Genomic DNA, 21,549 nt, shown 5'->3' with positions numbered 1-21,549 from the left:
AAACAGGGCCAAACGCCCGCCCACAACACCTCGGGGGTCAGCCGGCGCGGCGCAGGCGCAGCGAGTTGCCGACGACGATGACGGACGACGCGGCCATCGCCGCCCCCGCGATCATCGGGTTGAGCAGACCCGCCGCAGCCAGCGGGACGGCCGCCACGTTGTACGCGAACGCCCAGAACAGGTTCTGCTTGATGACCCGCAACGTCCTCCGGGACAGGCGGACGGCGGCCGGGGCGGAGCGCAGGTCCCCGCGCACCAGCGTGATGTCGCTCGCCTCGATCGCGACGTCGGTGCCGGTGCCCATCGCGAGGCCGAGGTCGGCGGTGGCGAGGGCGGCGGCGTCGTTCACGCCGTCGCCCACCATCGCGACGACGCGGCCCTCGGCCCGCAGCCGTGCCACGACGGCGGCCTTGTCCTGCGGCAGCACGCGCGCGACGACGTCCTCGTCCGCGATGCCCACCTCGCGGGCCGCGACCCGGGCCGCGCCCTCGCCGTCGCCCGTGAGCAGGACGGGCCGCAGCCCGAGGTCGCGCAGCTCGGCGACCGCGGCCGCGGACGAGGCCTTCACCGGGTCGCGCAGCACGACCAGGCCGCGGGCGGCCCCGTCCCACGCGACGACGACGGCGCTCGCTCCCGTCGTCTCCGCGTCCGCGAACGCGGCGGCGAGGTCGCCGTCGAACGCCACCCCCTGCCCGGCCAGCCACGACGGCTGCCCGACCAGCACGCGGCGCGCGTTGAGCCCGCCGTCGGCCGCGAGCCCGGCGAGACCGGAGTGCGCGCGCCGTACGACCGCCTCGACGCCGCCGCCGGGCGTGGCGCGGAAGTCGAACGCCTGCAGCGCGCCGATGCCGACGCCGTCCGCCCCGGCCGACCTGTCAGAACCAGGTGCCGCCATACCCGCACGTGGTTCTGACAGCTCTGTGGCCGCGGCCGCGACGGCGTGCGCGATCGGGTGCTCGCTCAGCGCCTCGACGGCGCCCGCGTACGCGAGCACCTCCCGCTCCCGCGAGCTGTCAGAACCAGGTGCTGCCGTACCCGCACGTGGGTCTGACAGGTGCGGGACGACCACGCGCTCGACCCGCATGCGGCCCTCGGTGACGGTGCCCGTCTTGTCGAGCACGACGGTGTCGACCCGGCGCGTGGACTCCAGGATCTCCGGGCCCTTGATGAGGATGCCGAGCTGCGCGCCGCGCCCCGTGCCCACGAGCAGCGCGGTGGGCGTCGCGAGCCCGAGGGCGCACGGGCACGCGATGATGAGGACGGCGACGGCGGCGGTGAACGCGAGCTGGACGTCGGCGCCCGCCAGCAACCAGCCCACCAGCGTGAGCACCGACAGGCCCAGCACCACCGGCACGAAGACGGCGGAGATGCGGTCGGCGAGCCGGGCCACGGGGGCCTTGCCGGTCTGCGCCTGGGACACCAGCCGCCCGATCTGCGCGAGGGTCGTCTCCTCGCCCACGCGGCTCGCGCGCACCAGCAGGTGGCCGGACGTGTTGACGGTCGCGCCGGTCACCGCGTCCCCCGGGCCGACGTCCACCGGCACCGGCTCGCCGGTGAGGAGCGACGTGTCCACCGCGCTCGTGCCCTCGACCACCTCGCCGTCGGTGGCGACCTTCTCGCCCGGCCGGACGACGAACACGTCCCCCACGGCGAGGTCCGACACCGCGACGCGTTCCGTCGCGCGGCCGCCGTCGGGCCGGGTGCGGGGAGTGCCGTCCGGGGCGAGGAGCACCCGCTCGGCGTCCTTGGCGCCCAGCTCCAAGAGGGCGCGCAGCGCGTCGCCGGCGCGGCGGCGGGAGCGGTGCTCGGCATACCGGCCGGCCAGCAGGAAGGTCGTGACGACGGCCGCGACCTCGAAGTACAGCTCGGGCGTGCCGCCGGACTCCGACGGGACCAGCGACGGCCGCATCGTCATGCCGAGCTCGCCCGCGCCGCCCCACGTCAGGGCCCACAGGGACCAGAGGGTCGCCGCGACGACACCGAGCGACACCAGCGTGTCCATCGTCGACGCCCCGTGCCGGGCAGCCCGGGCGGCCGCGGTGTGGAACGGCCACGCGCCCCACGTCACGACCGGCAGGGCCGCGGCCGCGACGACCCACTGCCAGCCCGTGACCTGGAGCGCGGGGATCATCGACAGCGCCACCACGGGCACGGTGAGGATCGCCGACGCGACCAGCCGGCGGCGCAGGTCCGCGCCGCGGGCGTCGGCGGGGCGCGCGGGGGTCTCGGGCACGGCCGCCGGCTCGGCGTCCGGCGCGGACGCCGCCGCAGGGCCGGGGCCGTCGGGCGGCGCGACGTGCGCCGTGTCGGGAGGGGTGGCGGGCGGGGTGACGGGCGGGGTGTCGCGCCGGGCGACGGGCGGCGCGACGTCGCGGCGCGCGGTCACGCGAGCGCCGTAGCCGGCCTTCTCGACGGCCTCGACCAGCGCGACGTCGTCGACGGGTGCGGTGAGCTGGACGTGTGCGCTCTCGAGCGGCAGGTTCACGGTGGCCGTGACGCCGTCCACGCGGTTGAGGCGCTTCTCGACGCGCGCCACGCACGACGCGCAGGTCATGCCTTCGATGGCAAGGTCGATCTCGAGGACGGGCGGTCCGGCGGCCGTGGTGGCCGCCGTCCCGGCCGCGGGGGTGGAGGTGGGGCTGCTCGGGGTGCTCATGGTGCTCATGGGGTGACTCCCTCAGGTACTGGGTCGGAGGTCACCCGCGACGACCCGGGGTGGCGGGGTCGCGGTGGGGGCGCCGGTCGGTCCGACGGCGGCGCGGCGCGGAGGGCCTGGGTCGCGGTGCCCGCAGGGCGGGCGGCGACGGTCGGCAGGCGGTCCGCGGGGGGTCCGCCGTGCGGCGGGCGGGGGTCAGGCGCGCGGCGGCACGCTGAGGTCGTAGGTCTTGGTCGCGGGCGCGGCGTCGGACGCCTCGGCGGTGCCGCAGCCGCAGGCGCAGTTGTGCGCCTCCTGGCGGGCGGGGGCCTGGGCGGCCTGCTGGGCGGCGACGGCGTCGGCCTGGACGTCGACGGACGCGACCTCGTACCCGGCCTCGTCGACGGCCTCGCGCAGCGCAGCCTCGTCGAGCGGCGCGTCGGAGAAGACCGCGACCTCCGACGTTCCGCCGGCGTGCAGCTCGACGGTGACGTCCTCGACGCCGGACACGGCGGACAGGTCCTTCGTCACGTGCGCGACGCAGTTGGCGCAGGTCATGCCGGTGACGCCCAGGGTGGTGACGGTGCTCATCGGTGCTCCTTCAGCGGGGGTGGATCGGCAGGTGGGTCGGCGCGGTGGATCAGGACCGGACGAGGCGGCCGATGGCGTCGGCGGCCTCCTTGACCTTGGCGGCGCCCTCCGCCTCGGACTGGCGGGCGGCGTCGACGACGCAGTGCCCGAGGTGGTCCTCGACGAGGCCGATGGACACGGCCTGCAGCGCCTTGGTCACCGCGGACACCTGGGTGAGGATGTCGATGCAGTAGACGTCCTCGTCGATCATGCGCGCGATGCCGCGGACCTGGCCCTCGATGCGGCGCATGCGCTTGAGGTACGCCTCCTTGTCCGAGGCGTAGCCGTGCGGGCCGTCGTGCTGGTGCGCGGCGCCGTCGAGGACGTCGGTGGGTGCGGTCGTCTCGGTCATAGGCCAACCATACCCCCAGGGGGTAAGCCTGGCAACGGTGGCGAGCGGACAAAGCCGTGGCGTCCCCGGCTGCGCCGATCGTAGGGTCACCGGTGGCTCGCACGGAGCCGCCCGGTCGCGCCGTCGAGCGGGAGACCCGGAAAGGTTCGATGCCGGATGACGGTCCTTGTGCCCAGCGAGCGGCTTGCCCGCTCCTCCGCGCACACCCGTTGGAACCCTCGCAAGGAGCACCACCGTGTTCGATCTTCGAATCTTCTCCATCCGTGAGTCCCGCCACCGCATCCACAACCCCCTGACCGAGCGGCAGCTGGCCGACTTCGGCGCCTCGCTCGACCTCCCGGCCGGGACGAGCGTGCTCGACCTCGCATGCGGGTCGGGCGAGCTGCTGTCCACCTGGGCGCGTGACCACCAGGTCACCGGGCTGGGCGTGGACCTCAACCCGGACTTCGTCGGCCACGCCCGGGCCCGTGCCCGCGAGCTCGGTGTGAGCGACGCCGTGCGGTTCGTGGAGGCGGACGCCTCCGGCTACGTCGTCGACGAGCCCGTGGACGTCGCGGCCTGCGTGGGCGCGACCTGGATCGGCGGCGGGGTGCCCGGCACCCTCGACCTCCTGCGCCGGAGCCTCGCCCCCGGCGGCATGCTGCTGGTCGGGGAGCCGTACTGGCGCACCGTGCCGGCCACCCCGGAGATCCTGGCCGGGTGCGGGGCGCAGTCCGTCGACGACTACCTGACCCTGCCCGGGCTGCTCGAGTCGTTCGGCGACCAGGGCTACGACGTCGTGGAGATGGTCTGCGCGACCGAGGAGTCGTGGGACCGGTACATGGCGCCGCAGTGGCTGAGCATGCGCCGCTGGGCGGACACGCACCCCGACGACGAGCTGCACGACGAGGTCCGCCGCCTGCTGGCGACCGAGCCGCAGCAGTACGCGGCCTGCACGCGCGCCCACTACGGGTGGGGCGTGTTCGCGCTGATCGCGCGCTAGCAGCCGGCGCGCGGACGGGTGGTGGGCAGGACGTCCTGCTCACCACCCGTCCCCCTCGGCGTCACCGGCGGGGCGACGGGAGGTCAGCGGACCCGGAACGGCGCGGCCAGGAGGTGTTCGCGCCGGGAGCTGGGGCCCACCAGCAGCTCGAAGTCGCCCGGCTCGACGACGCGACGGCCCGCGGCGTCGACGACCGTGCAGTCCGCGGCGGGCACCTCCACCTCGACGAGCACGCTCTCGCCGGGGGCGAGCGGCACGCGGCGGAAGGTCTTGAGCTCGCGGTCCGCCCAGGTCACGGAGGTGACCTTGTCGCTCACGTACACCTGCACGGTCTCCACCGCCGGACGGGGCCCGGTGTTGGCGACGGTGACGCGCCCGCGCACGACGCCGTCGGCCGCGACGTCGGCGGCGTCCAGCTCGAGGCCGGAGTACTCGACGGTCGTGTACGAGCGGCCCTCGCCGAAGACGTACGGGGGGCGCTGCGTGAGGTCGGCGTACCGCGTGCCGTGCTGGCCGCGCACCTGGTGGTAGAAGACCGGCTGCTGCCCGGCGTGCAGCGCGTAGGAGATCGGCAGGCGACCGGTCGGCTCGACCAGCCCGAGCAGCAGCTCCGCGACCGCCCGCCCCCCGCGCATGCCGGGGTTGGCGGCGTGCACCAGCGCGGCGCCGCGGCGCACGGCCTCGGGGAGCACCAGCGGCTTGGAGGCGACCAGGACGACGACGACGGGCGTGCCGGTCGCTACCAGGTGCTCCAGCAGCTCCACCTGGCCGCCCTGGAGCTCCAGGGTCGCGGTGGACCTCCCCTCGCCGGCCAGCGCCACCTCGTCACCCAGGACGGCGACGACGACGTCCGCGGCGCGGGCCGCGTCCTCCGCCTCGGCCAGCAGGACCGGGTCGGACGGCGCGGGCAGGGCGGCCGGGGGCCGTGGCTGCCCGTCGGGGAAGTGCGTGCCGTCCGGGTCGGGGCCCAGCTCGACGACGTTCGCGCCCCGCGCGTGCGTGACCTCCCACGACGCGGGCGCGACCGCCCGCAGGCCGTCCAGCACCGTCTCGGTGAGCTCGCGCGGGTGCCCGTCGCGGATCCAGCTGACCTGCCCCGACGCGCCCGCCCAGTCGCCGAGCTGCGCGTGCGGGTCGTCGGCGTTGGGCCCGACGACGGCGACCCGCAGCGGCCGCGCCGGGTCGAGCGGCAGGGTGCCGTCGTTCTCCAGCAGCACGAGCGAGCCGCGCGCGACGTCGAGGGCGAGCTCGCGGTGCTCCGCGCAGCCCACGACGGCCTCGATCCGCTCCGCCACCGGCGCGCGCGGGTCCTCGAACAGGCCGAGGTCCACCTTGAGGCGCAGGATGCGCCGCACCGCGTCGTCGAGCCGGGCGACGTCGATCCGCCCGTCGGCCACGGCCTCCTGCGCACCCTCGAAGAACCGCGGGGTCGCCATGATCACGTCGTTCCCGGCGCCCACCGCCGCGGCCGACGCGTGCGCGTGGTCGGGGCTGACGAGCTGCTCCCACACCATGCGGCCCACGTTGTCCCAGTCGGTCACGAGGGTGCCGTCGAAGCCCCACTCGTCCTTGAGCACACCCTGCAGCAGCCAGCGGCTCGTCGTGATGGGGACGCCGTCGATCGCCTGGTAGCCGATCATCACCGTGCGCACGCCCTCGCGCACCACGCGCTCGAACGGCGGCAGGAACCACGACCGGAGCTTGCGCGGCGAGAGGTCGGCCTCGGTGGCGTCGCGCCCGCCCTGCGTCTCCGAGTAGCCGGCGAAGTGCTTCGCCGTCGCGAGGACGGCGGTGGGGTCCGTGAGCCCGTCGCCCTGGTAGCCGCGCACCATCGCGGCGCCCAGCTCTCCGATGAGGTACGGGTCCTCGCCGAACGTCTCGTTCACGCGCCCCCAGCGCAGGTCGCGCGTCGCGCACAGCACGGGGGAGAACGTCCAGTGCAGGCCCGTCGCGGCGGCCTCGACCGCCGTCGCCCGCGCGGCCCGCTCCACGAGGTCGAGGTCCCACGTGCCCGCCATCCCCAGCTGGCTGGGGAAGACCGTTGCGCCGGGGAAGAAGCCGTGCCCGTGGATGGCGTCGTCCGCCATCAGCAGCGGGACGCCCAGCCGCGTTCGCCGCGCCAGCTCGATCGCCTCGACGACGCGGTCCGGCGAGGCGTGCAGGATCGACCCGGCCAGCCGGAGCCGCACGATGTCCTCGAGGTCGTCCATCGCGTTGAGCTGCAGCATCTGCCCGACCTTCTCGGGCAGCGTCATGCGCGCCAGCAGGTCCTCGACCCGCTCGGCCGGGGACAGGGACGGGTCGCGGTACGGCAGGTCGGTCATGGCTCCGGGTCTTCGGTCGGGGGGCGTCTGGCGTCGGGCAAGGGATGTGCCGAGGTAGTCCGGACCGCGCCGAGGTAGTGCGAACCGTGCCGAGGTAGTGCGGACCGCGCCGAGGTAGTGCGAACCTCCGCGAGGTAGTGGACCAGGCCACTACCTCGCGGGGACCTGAACTACCTCACGGGGACCTGAACTACCCCGCGGAGCCTTGGACTACCTCGCGGGGACCTGAACTACTTCACGGGGGTCCGCACTACCTCGGCGGGGGTCGTCAGCGGACGGAGAGGCCGTTCGCCTGCGCGACGGAGCCCAGCCAGCCCAGGGAGGGCTTCGGACGGCGCTCGAAGGTCTCGCGGTCGAACTCGACGAGCCCGAACGTCGGCCGGAAGCCGGAGGCCCACTCGTAGTTGTCCAGGAGGCTCCAGTGCAGGTAGCCGCGGACGTCGACGCCGTCCTGGATCGCCGCGTGCAGGCCGGCCAGCGCGCCCTCGGTGTAGTCGATGCGGCGGGCGTCGTCCTGCGTGGCCATCCCGTTCTCGGTGACGAAGACGGGCACGCCCTGCGTCTTCTCCCACGCGGCGCGCACCCCGTGCTCGAGCGCGAGGGGGTAGAACTCCCAGCCGGTGAGGGTGGTCTCGACGCCCTCGGGCACCTGGCGGGGGCCGTCGGGGCCGATGATCGTGCGCGTGTAGGCCTGGACGCCCACCCAGTCGTCGCCGCGGGCAGCCTCGAGGTACCAGTCGTCGCGCGGGTACCCGTACGCGTGGGCCACGTCCTCGCAGCCGGGCTCGGGCTGGAAGTCCTGGGTGGCGACGGTCCAGCCGGACCTGATCCCGCCGACGCCGGCGAGGATCTCACGGGATCGGGTGTGGCACTCGAGCAGGGTGTCGGCGACCTGCAGGTCGGGGTCGGGCAGGCCGTAGGCCACGAGGTTGGCCGGGTCCTCGCCGCCGGCGATCATCGCGGCGATGTTGGGCTCGTTGATGGTGCAGACGTAGTCGACGTCGGTGCCGAGGATCGGCAGCGCGAGCTCGGTGAAGCGGGCGAAGCGGTCGGCCGCCTTCGGCGAGCGCCACATGCCCTCGTCGTAGAACCAGCGCGGCACCGTGAAGTGCATCAGCGTGACCATCGGGGTGATCCCGAGCTCGAGGCACGTCTCGACCATGCGGCGGTAGTGCGCGATCTCGGCGCGCGACACGAAGCCCTCCTCGGGCTCGATGCGCGCCCACTCGACGGAGAAGCGGTAGGTGTCGAGGCCGGCGTCGCGCAGGAGCCGCATGTCCTCGCGGTAGCGGTGGTAGCTGTCGGCGGCGTCGCCGCTGGGCTCGACGATCGAGGTCCCGGCGGCGTGCTCGCGCACCCACCAGTCGCTGTTGACGTTGTTGCCCTCGATCTGGTGGGCCGCGGTGGCGGCGCCCCAGCGGAAGCCCTCGGGGAAGTGCAGCACGGGTGGTCCTTACGTCGGTGGTGCGGTACGTCGGTGGTGCGGTGCTCGTGGGGGTGGCGAGCGGCGGGTCAGCGCGCGCGCGTCGTGGTCCAGAAGTCCGCGAGCAGGTCGGCGGTCGCGGCAGGGTTCTCGACGTTGGGCAGGTGCCCCGCGCCGTCGACGACGGCGTAGCGCGCGCCGAGCCGCTCGGCCATGGCGCGCTGCCAGGGCTGCGGCCACGCGGCGTCGTCCACCCCGTGCGCGACCAGCACGGGCAGTCCGGCGGCGGCGAGGTCGGGCGTGACGTCGCGGACGTCGGCGAGGACGTCGATCGCGCCCAGCAGGTTGTCGGTGCTGGTGGCGACCGAGCGATCCCGCAGGAAGCGGGTGTCGGCGTCGAGGCTCGCCAGCGCGGCCGGGTCCTCGGCGATCCACCGCGCGAGCGCGGGGTTGTCCAGCGTCCACAGGTCGACCAGCCCGGCGGCGGCGAGCAGCCGGTCGCGCTCGGCGTCCTTGCGCCCGGGCCAGCCGTGCGGGCCGGAGCAGAGCATCGTGAGGCTCGCGAACGGAGCGGCGTCCCGGGCGACCGTGGCCGCCACGACGGTGCCGCCGAAGCTGTGCCCGAGCAGGTGCAGGGCGCCGGACGGGATGCCGGCGGCCGCGCTCACGAGGGCGGCGACGTCGAGCAGGTCACCCGTGAAGTCGTCGCGGCGGTAGGCGCCCACGCCGCGCGGCGCGGCCGAGTCGGCCTGACCGCGCTGCGAGTACGTCCAGGCCTCGACGCCGCGCGCCGCCAGCAGCGGCAGGAGCAGCCGGTGGTCCTCTCGCGACCCGGTGAAGCCGGGCACGAGCAGGGCGACCGCGCGGCGCGCCACGCCGTCGGGCACGACCGACCGCAGCGCGGTGAGCGGGCCCACCGGCACGTCGAGCACCAGCGGCTCGACGCCGTCGGGCAGCGGCAGCACCGAGAAGGGTGCGCCCGCGCGCACCGCGGGGACGGGGGACACCGGCGACGCCGTCACGACGCCGCACCGCCCGCGAACCGGCGCGCGGGCTGGGGGACGGCGTCCAGGAGCTGGGTGGTGTACGCGTCCTCGGGGAACCGCAGCACCTGGGTGGTGTCGCCGGACTCCACGACCTTGCCGTGGTGCAGCACCATGATCTGGTCGGTCACGACGCGCGCCGACAGCAGGTCGTGCGTGATGTAGAGCAGCGAGACGCCGAGGTCCGCACGCAGGTCCTCCAGCAGGCTGAGCACGCCGGCGCGCAGCGACACGTCGAGCATCGAGACGGGCTCGTCGGCGATGAGCACCTGCGGGTCCGACGCCAGGGCGCGCGCGATGACGACGCGCTGGCGCTGCCCGCCCGACAGCTGGTGCGGCAGCTTGGCCGCGTACTGCTCGACGGGCGTGAGGCCCACGGTCTCCAGCAGCTGCAGCACGCGGTCGCGCGCCGCCTCGCCGCGGAGGCCGGTGAAGTTCTCTACCGGCCGGGTGAGCGTGTACTCCACGGTGTGCAGCGGGTTGAGCGCCGAGTAGGGGTCCTGGAAGACCATCTGGACGTCCGCGTGCAGCGTCTTCAGGCGACGGCGCCGCAGCCGGTCGACCCGCAGGTCGCCGAACGTCACCGTGCCCGACGTCGGGCGCTCCACTCCCGTGACCATCTTGGCGATGGTCGACTTGCCCGAGCCCGACTGGCCGACCAGCGCCATCGCGGCGCCCGGCTCCAGCCGGAACGACACGTCGTCGACGGCGGTGACGGCCTGCTCGCCGCGGCGCGGCGGCGGGTACACCTTCGACACGTGGTCGACGACGATCGCGTCGTGCGCGGCCGCGCGCTCGGGGCGGGCCGATTCGGCGCCCGCGGCCCCGCCGGCCCTGCGCTCGAAGCCGGGCAGCTCCACGACCTCGGCGCGCGGGTCCGCATAGTGGCTGAGCAGCATCTGCGTGTACGGGTGCGCGGGGGCGGCGAAGATCTGCCGCGACGCGCCGTCCTCGACGATCTCGCCGTCGTGCATGACGACGACGCGCTCGGCGGACTCCAGCACCACGCCCAGGTCGTGGGAGATGAGCACGGCCGTGAAGCCCTCCGCGGCCTGCAGCTCCCGGATGGTGTCCATGACGGCGTGCTGCACCAGCACGTCGAGGGCCGTGGTCGGCTCGTCGAACACCATGAGGCGCGGCTCGAGCGACAGTGCCAGCGCGATGGACACGCGCTGCCGCATGCCGCCGGACAGCTCCCCGGGGTAGCGGTCGAGCACCGTGGACGGCAGCTGCACCTTGTCGAGCAGCTCGACGGCGCGCTGGCGGCGCCTGCCCTTCGGCACGTGGCCGTGCGCGGCGAAGATGTCGCCGAAGTGGTGCGCGATGGTGCGTACCGGGTTGAGGGCGTTCATGCCCGACTGGAGCACCATGGCGAACCCGCCGCGGCGCTGCACGCGCAGCTCCTCGGCGTCCAGGTGCGCGATGTCGGTGCCGTCGAACACGATGCGGCCGCCGGAGATGCGCGCCGGGGGCTTGGCGAGGCGGGTGACGGCGAAGCCGAGCGTCGACTTGCCGGAGCCGGACTCGCCGACCAGGCCCACGAACTCGCCCTGCTCCAGGGAGAGGCTCGCGTGCTTCACCGCGTGCGTCGGGACGGCGCCGCGCGGCTCGTAGACGACGGACAGGTCCTGGATCTCGAGGAGGCTCATCGGCCGGTCCCTTCCCGCAGGCGCGGGTTGCTCAACCCGTCGACGCCGAAGTTCACGAGGGTCATGGAGGTCGCCAGCAGCGCGATGCACAGGCCGGGGGCGAACAGCAGGATCCACTGGCCGGTGAGGATCGCCATCGAGTTCTGCGCCCAGAAGATCATCGAGCCCCAGGACACGGTGGACATGTCGCCCAGGCCGAGGAACGACAGGCCTGACTCGGCCAGCACGGCCGAGGTCGCGGCGCCGAAGAACGAACCCGCGATCATCGAGGTCATGTTCGGCAGGATCTCGCGGAAGATGACGCGCGCGGAGCTCTCGCCGGAGAAGATCGCCGCCGTCACGAAGTCCCGCGAGCGCAGGGACTGCGTCTGCGAGCGCAGCACGCGGGCGCCCCACGCCCACCCGGTGATGACGACGACCAGGATGATCATCGGCAGCCCGCCGTTCTGCAGGTACGCCGCGATGATGATCATCAGCGGCAGGCCCGGCATGACGAGGAACAGGTTGACGAGGAAGTTGACGACGTCGTTGCCCCAGCCGCGCAGGTAGCCCCACGACAGCCCGATGACGACGGCGACGAGCGTCGACAGGCCGCCGGCGACGAAGCCGACGAGCAGCGAGACGCGGGCGCCGTAGATCACCTGGGACAGCACGTCCTCGCCGGCGCCGGTGGTGCCCAGCCAGTGGGCGGCGCTGCCGGGCTCGTTGCGGCCGAAGGAGTCGTCGTGGGGGGAGTAGGGGGCCAGGAGGGGCGCGAAGACCGCCATGAGGACGAAGAGCCCCAGGATGACGAGCCCCACGCGGGCCTTCGGGTTGGCCCAGACGGTCGCGAACGCGCGGGCCAGCACCTGGCCGGTGCGGCCGAGGCGGGTGCGGGCCGGCCGGGCGGGGCCTTGGACGGCCTCGGGGGCGGGGCCCTCCGGGTCCGGCGTCGTGGCGGGCTGGGTGGTGGTCGGGTCAGCAGCCATCGGGGTCACCGCCTCGTTCGGGGGTCGAGGACGCCGTAGAGGATCTCCACCAGGAAGTTCGCGAGCAGCACGCTCACGGTGATCATGAGGAAGAGCGCCTGCATCAGCGGGAAGTCCTGGTTGGTGACGGCGTTGAACAGCAGGTAGCCGACGCCGGGGTACGCGAAGACCTGCTCGACGAGCAGGGAGCCGCCGACGACGCCGCCGAGCGCCATGCCGAAGCCGGTGAGGTTCGGCAGGATCGCGTTGCGGGCGGCGTAGCGGATCGCGACCGTGCGGCCGCGCAGGCCGTTGGCCTCGGCGAACGTCACGTAGTCGTCCCCGAGCGTGTTGATCATGGTGTTGCGCATGCCGAGGATCCAGCCGCCGAGCGACGTGATGAGGATCGTGACGGCGGGCAGGGCCGCGTGGTACAGCACGTCCCCGAGGAACTGCCACGACAGGTTCGGCACGGCGGTGGCGGAGTAGGCGCCCGACGTCGGGAACCAGCCGAGCACGTAGCCGAGGAAGAAGACGATGAGCAGCGCGGTCCAGAAGTACGGGAACGCGGAGAGGAAGCTGCCGGTGACGGTGGGCAGCGAGTCCATCCACGTGCCGCGCTTCCACGCGGCGCCGATGCCGATGAGGGTGCCGAGCACGAAGGCGATGATCGTGACCGCGCCGACCATGATCAGCGTCCAGGGCAGGGCGCCGGCGACGAGCTCGGAGACCTGCTGCGGGAAGAAGGTGTACGACACCCCGAAGTCGAGGTGGATGACGTTGTTCAGGTACGTGACGTACTGGTCCCAGATGCTGCCGCCGGGGACGCCCAGCTGGGCCTCGATCGCGGCCTGCACCGACGGCGTCACGGGGCCGTTCTGGGCGAGCTTGGCGATGGCCGCGTCTGCGGGCGAGCCGGGCATGAGGCGCGGGATGACGAAGTTCAGCGTCACCGCCGCCCACAGCGTGAGGACCAGCAGGCCGAGCTTGCGGAGCGCGTAGCGCAACGGTGCCTCCGGGTCGGTGGTCGGTGGTCGGTGGGTCTGTCGGTCGCGGGTCTCGTCCGGCACCTGCGCGCTGGTGAGGTCCCTGCAGATGCCGAGGGGGCGCGCAGGTGCCGAACGAGAGCCGGAGGGTCAGCCCTGGGCGGGCTTGAGGTGCGTGAGGATCAGCAGCGGGGTGGAGTCCCACGTCTTCGGGGAGGCGTAGGGGTCGTCCGCGCTGGGCCAGCCGGTGAAGTGCTTGGTCGAGAACAGGCCCCACGAGCCGCCGTAGAAGAGCGCGATCATCGGCAGCTGCTCGTACGTGATCTGCTGGAGCTGGTGCGTGATCTCGGTCTGCTTCGCCTCGTCGGTGGTGACCTTCAGCTCGGCGAGGAGCGCGTCGGCCTCCTTCGACTCGAACCGGCCGAAGTTGCCGGCGGCCGTCTCCCCGACGGGCAGACGGAACTCCGAGCCCATGAGGCCGTTGTAGTCCTGGTACGGCTGACCGGTGCCGCCGACGGTGCCCATGATCATGTCGAAGTCGCCCGAGCGGAGCTCCTTCTGGTAGGCCGCGGCCTGCGGCTGGACGACGGTGACGTCGATGCCGATCTTCGTGAGCTGGCCCTTGACCTGCTCCACGCCCTGCAGCCAGTCGGACCAGCCGTTGGGGGTGGTGATGGTGATCTTCAGCGGCTTGCCCGCGGCGTCGACGAGCTTGCCGCCCTGCTGGGTGTAGCCGGCCTTCTCGAAGTACTCGAGCGCCTTCGCCTCGTCCTGGTCGATGTAGCCCTGGTTCGGGATCGAGGTGTCGAGCACCGACTCCTGGTTGGGCAGCATGAGGCCGGTCTGGCTGGCCCGGTCGACGTAGCCCTGCTCGGCCTTGTCGGCGATGACCTGCTTGTCCAGGGCGTAGGCGACACCCGTGCGGAAGTTGACGTCGTCGTACGGCGCCTTCGTCATGTTCGGGATCAGCGAGATCGCCGCGCCGGCCGGGAACCAGTAGGTGTTGTGGTCGGGGTCGGCCTTGACCCAGGTGTCCTCGACGTCGCTCATGAACGCGTACGCCCAGTCGTAGCCGTTGTTGACGATGTCGAGCTCGGAGTTCGCGGCGGGCTGGACGAGCTCGTCGACCGCGACCTTGTCGGCCTGCCAGTACTTCTCGTTCTTCTTGAGCGTGTACTGGTTCGGCGTGAACTGGCCGAGGACGTACGGGCCGGACCCGACGGGCTCCTCGTTGGTCCAGGTGACGGGGTCCTTGACGTCCTTCCAGACGTGCTCGGGCACGATGAGCTGCTGCGCGATGATCTTCGCGGCGGGGACGTCCTCGGTCTGCAGGTGCGCGACGACCTTGGTGCCGTCGACCTCGACGGACTTCAGGTGCGACCACACGCCCTTGAGGTCCATCTCGGGGTGCTTCTTGACGAGGTCGAAGGAGAACTTCACGTCCTCGGCGGTGAGCGGCTCGCCGTCCGACCAGGTGACGCCGTCGCGCATCGTGAAGACGACCGTCTTGGCGTCCGGCTGCTCGTAGCCGGTGGCGAGCCAGGGGGTCTCGACGCCGCTCATCTCGTTGATGATGATCAGCGGCTCGTACAGGTAGGTCGTCGTGTTGCGCTTGCCGGACGAGTACGGGTTGAAGTTCCGGTCGAACGTGGGGGACCCGTTGTCCGCCGCGATGAGCATCGACGTCGCGCCGCCGGTGGCGCCGTCGTCCCCCTTGGTCTGCACCGGTGCCGAGCAGGCCGCCGTGGCCAGCACCGCGACGGTGGCCGCAACGGCGGCCAGGCGCCGCCCCGAGCGCGCTGTGCGCGTCATGGACATCCACTCCTCTTCATCGAGGCCTCTCCTGCGAGGGCCCGCGCACACCCGGTCAGCGTGCGCCGTCCTGGGGAGTGTATGCGCATACATTTGCGGCTGCCAAACCGTGCGGCAAAGTCCGAGGCCAGGCGCCCGGACCGCCTCAGCGGCAGCCGCAGCTCTCGCGCAGCAGCACCCGCACGGGCAGGTTCACGGTCGCGGCGGGCGAGCCGGGGTCGGCGAGCCGGGAACGCAGCAGCTCCACCGCGGCCCGCCCCAGCTCGACCATCGGCTGGCTCACGGTGGTGAGCCGGGGCATCGACGCCTGGGTCGCGTCGATGCCGTCGAACCCGGTGAGGACCACGTCGCCCGGCACGTCGACGCCGGCCTCGGTGAGCACGTCGAGGAAGCCGAGCGCCGTCTGGTCGTTCGAGCACACCAGCGCCCGGGGGAGCGCGCTGCCCGTCTCGCCGCCCGACCGGCCCCGCCCGGTGACGTGGCTCTGGAGCATCCGCCGCGCCAGCGTGCGCGCGCCGTCGCGCGTGAAGTCGCTGCGTGCCGCCGGCTCGTCGGGCGCCTCCAGCCCGGCCGCGGTGAGCGCGTCGCGGAAGCCCTGGAAGCGTTCGTGGGCGTCCGGGGAGTCGAAGGGGCCGCCCACGAAGGCGAGGTCGCGGATGCCGTGCTCGGCGACCAGGTGGTCCACGAGCGCCCGCGTGCCGGCGCGGTTGTCCACCGAGATGTGGTCGTAGGCGTCGTCCTGCGGCGGGCCGGCCATGACGACCACCGGCACGCGCCGGGCGATGTGCGCCAGGAGGTCGTCCGGCACCGACTTCGCCAGCACCGCGAGCCCGTCGACCCGTCCCGCGAGCTCGTTGACCGCCTCGGCCCGCCGCAGCCCGCGCGCCACGCCGATCATCACGGCATGCCCCGTGCGCCACGCCTCCAGCTCGGCCCCGCGCATCACCTCGCCGAGGTACAGGTTGCTCCATCGCGCCGTGGCCCGGCCGCCGACGTCGCGCACCACCTCGACCGCCTCGCCCACACGCACCGGGTCGGGCAGGTCGGCGAGGTCGTCGATGCCGTCCACGTCGGGGAAGCACAGGCCCAGCACGCCCGTCGAGCGGGCCGCCAGCCCGCGCGCCGCGCCGGACGGCACGTAGCCGAGCTCGTGGATCGCCTCGTGCACCACCGTGCGGGTGCTCTCGCGGACGTCGTCGGGCCGTCGCAGCACCCGCGACACCGTCGCGATCGACACCCCCGCGCGCTGCGCGACGTCGTACACCGTGGGGGCCTTCGCCACCGGAACTCCTTGACCGCATCCCTCACCCGCACGGCCGTGCGAGCGGTCCCACGATAGTGACTGCGCATACATCGCGGCATCGCGGCAGGTCACCGGGGCGTCGTCCGGCAGGTCCGGCCGTGCTCGGCAGCTGCAGGTGCCGAGCGTCGACCAACCTGCCGAACGAGACCCGGGCGGAGGGTCAGACGGCCGCCGCGGCCGCCCGCGCCCCGGCGGGCAGGGCGTCGAGGATGCGGTGCACGGCGTCGTCGTCGTGCGCGGCGGAGACGAACCACGCCTCGAAGACCGACGGCGGCAGGTTGACGCCCGCGTCGAGGAGCGCGTGGAACAGCGCGCGGTAGCGGAACGCCTCCTGCGCCTGGGCCTGCGCGTAGTCGCGCACGCCGTGCTCGGCCGCGAAGGGGCCGAAGAACACGGAGAACAGCGAGCCGGCGCGCTGCACGCGGTGGTCCACGCCCTCGGCCGACAGGGCGTCGCCGAGCGCGGTGGCCAGCGTGTCGGCCACGGCGTCCACCCGCGCGTACACGGCCTCGTCGGCCAGGCGCAGGGTCGCGAGGCCCGCCGCCACGGCCACCGGGTTCCCGGACAGCGTGCCCGCCTGGTAGACGGGGCCGGTCGGCGCGAGCTGGTCCATGATCGCCGCGGGCCCGCCCAGCCCGGCCACGGGCATCCCGCCGCCCACGACCTTGCCGAACGTCAGGAGGTCCGGCGCGTACCCCTCGCCGCCTCCGGCGCGGATCGCCGCGTTCTCCAGGCCCCACCACCCCGACGGGCCGACGCGGAAGCCGGTGAGCACCTCGTCCATGACGAACAGCGCACCGTGCTCGCGCGTGATGCGGCGCAGGCCCTCGTTGAAGCCCTCGGCGGGCGGCACCACGCCCATGTTCGCGGGGCTGGCCTCCGTGATCACGGCGGCGATGCGCGACCCGTGCTGCGCGAACGCCGCCTCGACGGCGGCCAGGTCGTTGTACGGCAGCACGAGCGTCTCGGCGGCCGAGGCCTCCGTGACCCCCGCCGTGCCCGGCATGGCGAGCGTCGCGACACCCGACCCGGCCTCCGCCAGCAGCGCGTCGACGTGGCCGTGGTAGCAGCCGGCGAACTTCACGACGAGCGGCCGCCCGGTCACGCCGCGCGCGAGGCGGATCGCCGTCATCGTGGCCTCGGTGCCCGTGGACACGAGGCGCACGCGCTCCGCGACGGGCACCCGGCGGCGGATCTCCTCCGCGAGCTCCACCTCCGCCACCGTCGGCGCGCCGAACGACAGACCGCGCGCGGCCGCCTCCTGCACCGCCGCGACCACCTCGGGGTGGGCGTGCCCGAGCAGCGCCGGGCCCCAGGAGCACACGAGGTCCACGTACTCGCGCCCCGCGACGTCCGTGACGTACGGGCCACGGGCGCTCGCGAGGAACCGCGGGTCGCCGCCGACCGAGCCGTACGCGCGCACGGGGGAGTTCACGCCCCCGGGGATCGCGGCCTGGGCGCGCAGGAACGCGGCGTGGTTGTCCGTCATCGTGGTCCTTCCGGGAAGCTCTCGGGGCGGTGGTGGTCGGTCGGGCGGCCGGTCGGTGCGCTCAGCGCAGCCAGTCGGCGACGTCGACGGCCCAGTAGGTGAGGATGACGTCGGCCCCGGCCCGCTTGATCGCGAGGAGGGACTCGAGGACGGCGCCCTTCCGGTCGATCCAGCCGTGCGCGGCGGCCGCCTCGATCATGGCGTACTCGCCGGAGACCTGGTACGCCGCCACGGGGACGTCGGAGCGGTCGGCGACGCCGCGCAGCACGTCGAGCGACGTCCCGGCCGGCTTCACCATGACCATGTCCGCACCCTCGGCGAGGTCGAGGTCGGCCTCGCGCAGCCCTTCGCGCGAGTTGGCGGCGTCCATCTGGTACGTGCGGCGGTCGCCCTGCAGCGCGCTGTCGACGGCGTCGCGGAACGGGCCGTAGAACGCGCTGGCGTACTTGGCGCTGTAGGCGAGCACGGACACGTCGGTGAACCCGGCGTCGTCGAGCGCGTCGCGGATGACGGCGACCTGGCCGTCCATCATCCCGGACGGCGCCACGACCTCCGCGCCCGCGCGGGCCTGCGCGACGGCCATGGCCGCGTACCGCTCGAGCGTCGCGTCGTTGTCGACCGCGCCGTCGGGCGTGAGGACGCCGCAGTGGCCGTGGTCGGTGAACTCGTCCAGGCACGTGTCGGCCATGATGACCGGGCCAGGCCGCCCGGTCTCCGCCTCGACCTTCGCGACGACCTCGCGGGCGACGCGGATGCCGCGCTGCAGGATCCCGTCCGGGTCGTCGCCGGCGGTGCCGGTCGCGTCCCGCTCGGCGGGGATGCCGAACAGCATGACGCCGCCCAGGCCCGCCCGGGCCGCGTCGGCCACGGCGTCGCGCAGCGAGGTCTCGGTGTGCTGCACCTGGCCCGGCATCGAGGTGATCGGCGCCGGCTCGTCCAAGCCCTCCTTGACGAACAGCGGCAGCACCAGGTCTGCCGGGTGCAGGCGGGTCTCGGCGGCCAGCCGACGCATGCGCGGGGTGGTGCGCAGGCGGCGCGGGCGGTAGACGATGCCCGAGGTGCTCACGGGTGCTCCTTCGTGGAGGTGGGTGCGGTCGTCGTCGGGTCGGCGGCGAGGGCGGTGGAGGTGGTGGGGACGGCCGCGGCGGACAGCGCGGCGGCGACGGCGTCGGCGAGGGCCGCGTCCGTCGGGTGCGCGGCGACGGCCGCCACGCGCAGCCCGGCGTCGCGCGCGGCGTCCGCGGACGGCGTCCCGATGGCGACGACCGGCGTGCCCGTGCCCGTCTGCGCGGCGATCTCGCGCGCGACGGAGCCGGACGCGACGACGACCAGGTCGAACCCGCCGGCCCGGGCGCGCGCCACGACGTCGTCGGGGAGCGGGTGGTGCACCGTCCGGTAGGCCGTCACGACGTGCGGCGCCCAGCCCAGCCCGGCCAGGCCGTGCTCCAGGGTCGGGCGCGCCAGGTCGCCGAGCGGGAGGAGGACGCGCGACGCGTCCGGGGCGCCGTCGTCCGGCGGGGGAAACATGGCGACGAGGCCCGCGGCAGTGGGGTCGTCGTCGGGCACGAGGGCGGTCGGGACGCCGGCGGCGGCCAGGGCGCGGGTCGTGGCGGGCCCGACGGCGGCCCAGCGCGCGGGGGCCGCGGCAAGGTCGGTGCCGGTGCGCGCTGCGGCGGCGGCGAGCGCGTCCACCGCGTTCACGCTGGTCACGACCGTCCACGCGTACGCACCGCGGGCCAGGGCGCGGACCGCGTCGTCGAGGGGCGCGACGTCGTCCACGGGTGCGCGCTCGATCACGGGCGCGACGACGACGTCGTGCCCGGCCGCGCGCAGGCGCGTCACGAGCCCGGCCGCGCGGCCCGGCGCCCGGGCCACGAGCACGGCGGCGGGTGGCGTCGAGCCCTCGCGGGTCACGCGCCCTCCGGGTCGTCCGTGCCGGTCGGGGTGTGCAGCGGCGCGACGTCGGCGCGCGCGGCGGCGTCCTCGGGTGCCGGGCCGGCCCCCCCGACCAGCGGCGCGAGCCGCGCGGCGCCGTCGGCGAGCAGGGCCTCGGCCACGCGCACCCCGAGCGCCGTCGCGGCGTCGTCCTGCTCGGCGCCCGCGGTGACCTCGACGAGCGCCGTCGTCGCGCTGTGGGTGAGCTGCTCGGTGCCGTCGACGCGCGCGACCACGGCGGTGAGCTGCAGCTCGCCCGCCTCGACCCGGGCGTGCGCACCGATGGGCGCCGCGCAGCCGGCCTCCAGGCGCGCGAGCACGGCGCGCTCGGCGAGCACGGCGAGGCGCGTGGCGCGGTGGTCGAGCGCGGCGAACGCCTCGCCCAGGGCGGAGCCGCCCGCGAGGTCGACGGTGCGCGCCTCGACGGCGAGCGCGCCCTGCCCGGGAGCGGGCGCGACCACCGCCGGGTCGAGCAGCTGGGTCACGACCTCGGTACGGCCGAGCCGGGAGAGGCCGGCGAACGCGAGGACGACCGCGTCGAGGTCGGCGTCCGGGCCGAGGGCGCGCGCCAGCCGCGTCTCGACGTTGCCCCGGATGTCCACGAGCTCGACGTCGGGGCGGGCGGCCTGCACCTGCGCCGCCCGGCGCGGCGAGCCCGTGCCCACGCGCGCCCCGCGCGGCAGGGTGTCGAGGGTCAGCCCGTCGCGGGCGCACAGGGCGTCGCGCGCGTCCTCCCGCTCGGGCGTCACGACGGTCAGCGCAGCCGGCTGCGTCGTGGGCAGGTCCTTGAGCGAGTGCACCGCGACGTCGCAGCGTCCGTCGAGCAGCGCCTCCCGCAGGGCCGTGACGAAGACGCCGGTGCCGCCCAGCGAGGCGAGAGAGCCGGTCTTCACGTCGCCCTCGGTGCGGATGCGCACCAGCTCGACCGGCCGGCCGAGCAGCTCCTCCAGCCGGCGCGCGACCATGCCGGACTGCGTCGTGGCGAGGGCGCTGCCGCGGGTGCCGAGGCGCAGCGGGGCGGGGGCGGGCTCGGGGGTGCTCACCGGTCCAGTGTCGCGCAGCCCCGGCGCCTGTGGACAACCCCGGGCGTGGCGGGAGGCCGATCTCACACCGTGCGTGCGGCGACCTGACGCGAGGTCATGACGATGCGTCACCACCCCGCCATCCTCGACCGAGCTGTCAGAGCCACGCGGGGGTAGGGCCGTACCTGGTTCTGACAGCTCGGAGCCGGCAGATCTTGTCAGAACCAGGTGCGGGCATGGCCTGCCCTGGTTCTGACAGGTCGCGGGTCAGAGGGCGGCGACGGCGGCCTGCGCGTGCGCCACGATCGCCGCGAGCCCGGTCCCCGCCACCCAGCCCCCGGTGACGGCGAGCCCGGGCGTGTGGCCGACGGCGGCGGTGAAGGCCGCGACGTCGGCACGGTAGGCGGGCGTGGGCGGTGGCAGGGAGCCGTCCCAGCGCTGCAGCAGGTGGTCGCGCACCCGGTCCGTGAGGTCGACGCCGAGCAGCGCGGACGCGTCCCGCGCGGCCTCCTCGGCGGTGGGCGGCTCCGTCTCGGCGCCGATCCGGCCGTAGGACAGCCGCACCACGTGCACGCCCGGCCCGGCCGCGGCGCGCACCCGGTCGGCCAGCCAGGGCCACTTCGCCGTGGCGTGCGTGAGCGCCTTCGCGCGGACGCCGGACGCGGCGCCCTCGTCGTCGGGCGCGACGAGGAGCCCGGAGCCGCGCGGCGCGGCATCGAGCTCGGGGGCGTCGAGCAGCAGGGTGGCGAGCCAGATGTCGGCGCCGTCCTCGGGGACGGGCACGGCCACGCCCGCGCCGCCCGGCCCGCCGCCCTGCCCGCCGCCGAGGGGCTCGACCCACGGGCCGAGCAGCGGGGCGACCCGCGGCGTCGTCACGACGAGCCGGGGGGCGCGCACCGTCTCGCCCGCCGCCGTCGTCGCCTGCCAGTCGGCACCGAGGCGTTCGACGGCGACCACCCGCTGCGCGACCCGGACGGCGGCGTGGATCGGGCCGGTCGCGTCGGTCCGAGGGGAGTC

General features: G+C 74.5%; 16 protein-coding genes and 1 pseudogene. 1 reads left to right on the top strand and 16 read right to left on the bottom strand.

Annotated elements, in window-relative coordinates; translation table 11 throughout:
- Positions 1–37: 37 nt before the first annotated feature.
- The 3 genes from ACFT55_RS09440 to ACFT55_RS09430 form a co-directional block, all read right to left on the bottom strand.
- Positions 38–2,665 carry a heavy metal translocating P-type ATPase gene (locus tag ACFT55_RS09440; protein WP_380243561.1) on the bottom strand — a complete coding sequence of 876 codons (2,628 nt, stop codon included), beginning with the start codon at positions 2,663–2,665 and terminating at the stop codon, positions 38–40.
- A gap of 186 nt (positions 2,666–2,851) precedes the next feature.
- Positions 2,852–3,226, bottom strand: a complete 375-nt coding sequence (locus tag ACFT55_RS09435; RefSeq protein WP_380243560.1) for a heavy-metal-associated domain-containing protein — start codon at positions 3,224–3,226, stop codon at positions 2,852–2,854.
- A 49-nt stretch (positions 3,227–3,275) separates the two neighbouring features.
- Positions 3,276–3,617 (bottom strand): metal-sensitive transcriptional regulator, encoded by a 342-nt coding sequence (locus ACFT55_RS09430; protein ID WP_380243559.1) that lies wholly within the window; start codon positions 3,615–3,617, stop codon positions 3,276–3,278.
- Positions 3,618–3,852: 235 nt separating this feature from the next.
- Between ACFT55_RS09430 and ACFT55_RS09425 the strand changes: the two genes are divergently transcribed.
- The gene (locus ACFT55_RS09425) at positions 3,853–4,599 is read left to right on the top strand and encodes an SAM-dependent methyltransferase (protein ID WP_380243558.1); all 747 of its coding nucleotides are present in this window, start codon (positions 3,853–3,855) and stop codon (positions 4,597–4,599) included.
- Between the two features lie 83 nt (positions 4,600–4,682).
- Here the strand turns inward: ACFT55_RS09425 and ACFT55_RS09420 are convergent, their stop codons facing one another.
- The 13 genes and pseudogenes from ACFT55_RS09420 to ACFT55_RS09360 all read right to left on the bottom strand — a co-directional run.
- Positions 4,683–6,923 carry a glycoside hydrolase family 3 N-terminal domain-containing protein gene (locus ACFT55_RS09420; RefSeq protein ID WP_380243557.1) on the bottom strand — a complete coding sequence of 747 codons (2,241 nt, stop codon included), beginning with the start codon at positions 6,921–6,923 and terminating at the stop codon, positions 4,683–4,685.
- 268 nt (positions 6,924–7,191) lie between these two features.
- The gene (locus tag ACFT55_RS09415) at positions 7,192–8,367 is read right to left on the bottom strand and encodes a glycoside hydrolase family 1 protein (RefSeq protein ID WP_380243556.1); all 1,176 of its coding nucleotides are present in this window, start codon (positions 8,365–8,367) and stop codon (positions 7,192–7,194) included.
- A gap of 68 nt (positions 8,368–8,435) precedes the next feature.
- Positions 8,436–9,353, bottom strand: coding sequence for an alpha/beta fold hydrolase (locus ACFT55_RS09410; protein ID WP_380243555.1), 918 nt, complete (start codon positions 9,351–9,353; stop codon positions 8,436–8,438).
- Positions 9,354–9,364: 11 nt separating this feature from the next.
- Positions 9,365–11,038, bottom strand: coding sequence for an ABC transporter ATP-binding protein (locus tag ACFT55_RS09405; protein WP_380243554.1), 1,674 nt, complete (start codon positions 11,036–11,038; stop codon positions 9,365–9,367).
- The gene (locus tag ACFT55_RS09400; RefSeq protein ID WP_380243553.1) at positions 11,035–12,006 is read right to left on the bottom strand and encodes an ABC transporter permease; all 972 of its coding nucleotides are present in this window, start codon (positions 12,004–12,006) and stop codon (positions 11,035–11,037) included. The genes ACFT55_RS09405 and ACFT55_RS09400 overlap by 4 nt, the downstream gene beginning before the upstream one ends.
- Positions 12,007–12,011: 5 nt before the next feature.
- Positions 12,012–12,992: an ABC transporter permease gene (locus ACFT55_RS09395; RefSeq protein ID WP_380243562.1), complete on the bottom strand. Its 981-nt coding sequence runs from the start codon at positions 12,990–12,992 to the stop codon at positions 12,012–12,014.
- Positions 12,993–13,121: 129 nt separating this feature from the next.
- A complete protein-coding gene (locus tag ACFT55_RS09390; RefSeq protein WP_380243552.1) occupies positions 13,122–14,783 on the bottom strand; it encodes an ABC transporter substrate-binding protein in 1,662 nt (553 codons plus the stop codon).
- 145 nt (positions 14,784–14,928) lie between these two features.
- A complete protein-coding gene (locus tag ACFT55_RS09385; protein WP_380243551.1) occupies positions 14,929–16,065 on the bottom strand; it encodes a LacI family DNA-binding transcriptional regulator in 1,137 nt (378 codons plus the stop codon).
- Between the two features lie 181 nt (positions 16,066–16,246).
- Complete coding sequence (gene hemL, locus ACFT55_RS09380) at positions 16,247–17,575, bottom strand: glutamate-1-semialdehyde 2,1-aminomutase (RefSeq protein WP_380243550.1); 1,329 nt, start codon at positions 17,573–17,575, stop codon at positions 16,247–16,249.
- 61 nt (positions 17,576–17,636) lie between these two features.
- Positions 17,637–18,641 carry a porphobilinogen synthase gene (gene hemB, locus ACFT55_RS09375; RefSeq protein WP_380243549.1) on the bottom strand — a complete coding sequence of 335 codons (1,005 nt, stop codon included), beginning with the start codon at positions 18,639–18,641 and terminating at the stop codon, positions 17,637–17,639.
- The gene (locus ACFT55_RS09370) at positions 18,638–19,489 is read right to left on the bottom strand and encodes a uroporphyrinogen-III synthase (protein ID WP_380243548.1); all 852 of its coding nucleotides are present in this window, start codon (positions 19,487–19,489) and stop codon (positions 18,638–18,640) included. Before ACFT55_RS09370 ends, hemB begins: the two co-directional genes overlap by 4 nt.
- Positions 19,486–20,553, bottom strand: coding sequence for a hydroxymethylbilane synthase (gene hemC, locus ACFT55_RS09365; RefSeq protein ID WP_380243547.1), 1,068 nt, complete (start codon positions 20,551–20,553; stop codon positions 19,486–19,488). Before hemC ends, ACFT55_RS09370 begins: the two co-directional genes overlap by 4 nt.
- A 246-nt stretch (positions 20,554–20,799) precedes the next feature.
- Positions 20,800–21,549, bottom strand: a pseudogene (locus tag ACFT55_RS09360) (FAD-dependent oxidoreductase); the annotation flags it as partial.

This window comes from Isoptericola sp. NPDC057191 (assembly GCF_042670225.1).
Classification (GTDB): domain Bacteria; phylum Actinomycetota; class Actinomycetes; order Actinomycetales; family Cellulomonadaceae; genus Isoptericola.
Note: the sequence above shows the minus strand (reverse complement) of the source record. Positions and strands in the feature narration are given on the sequence as shown.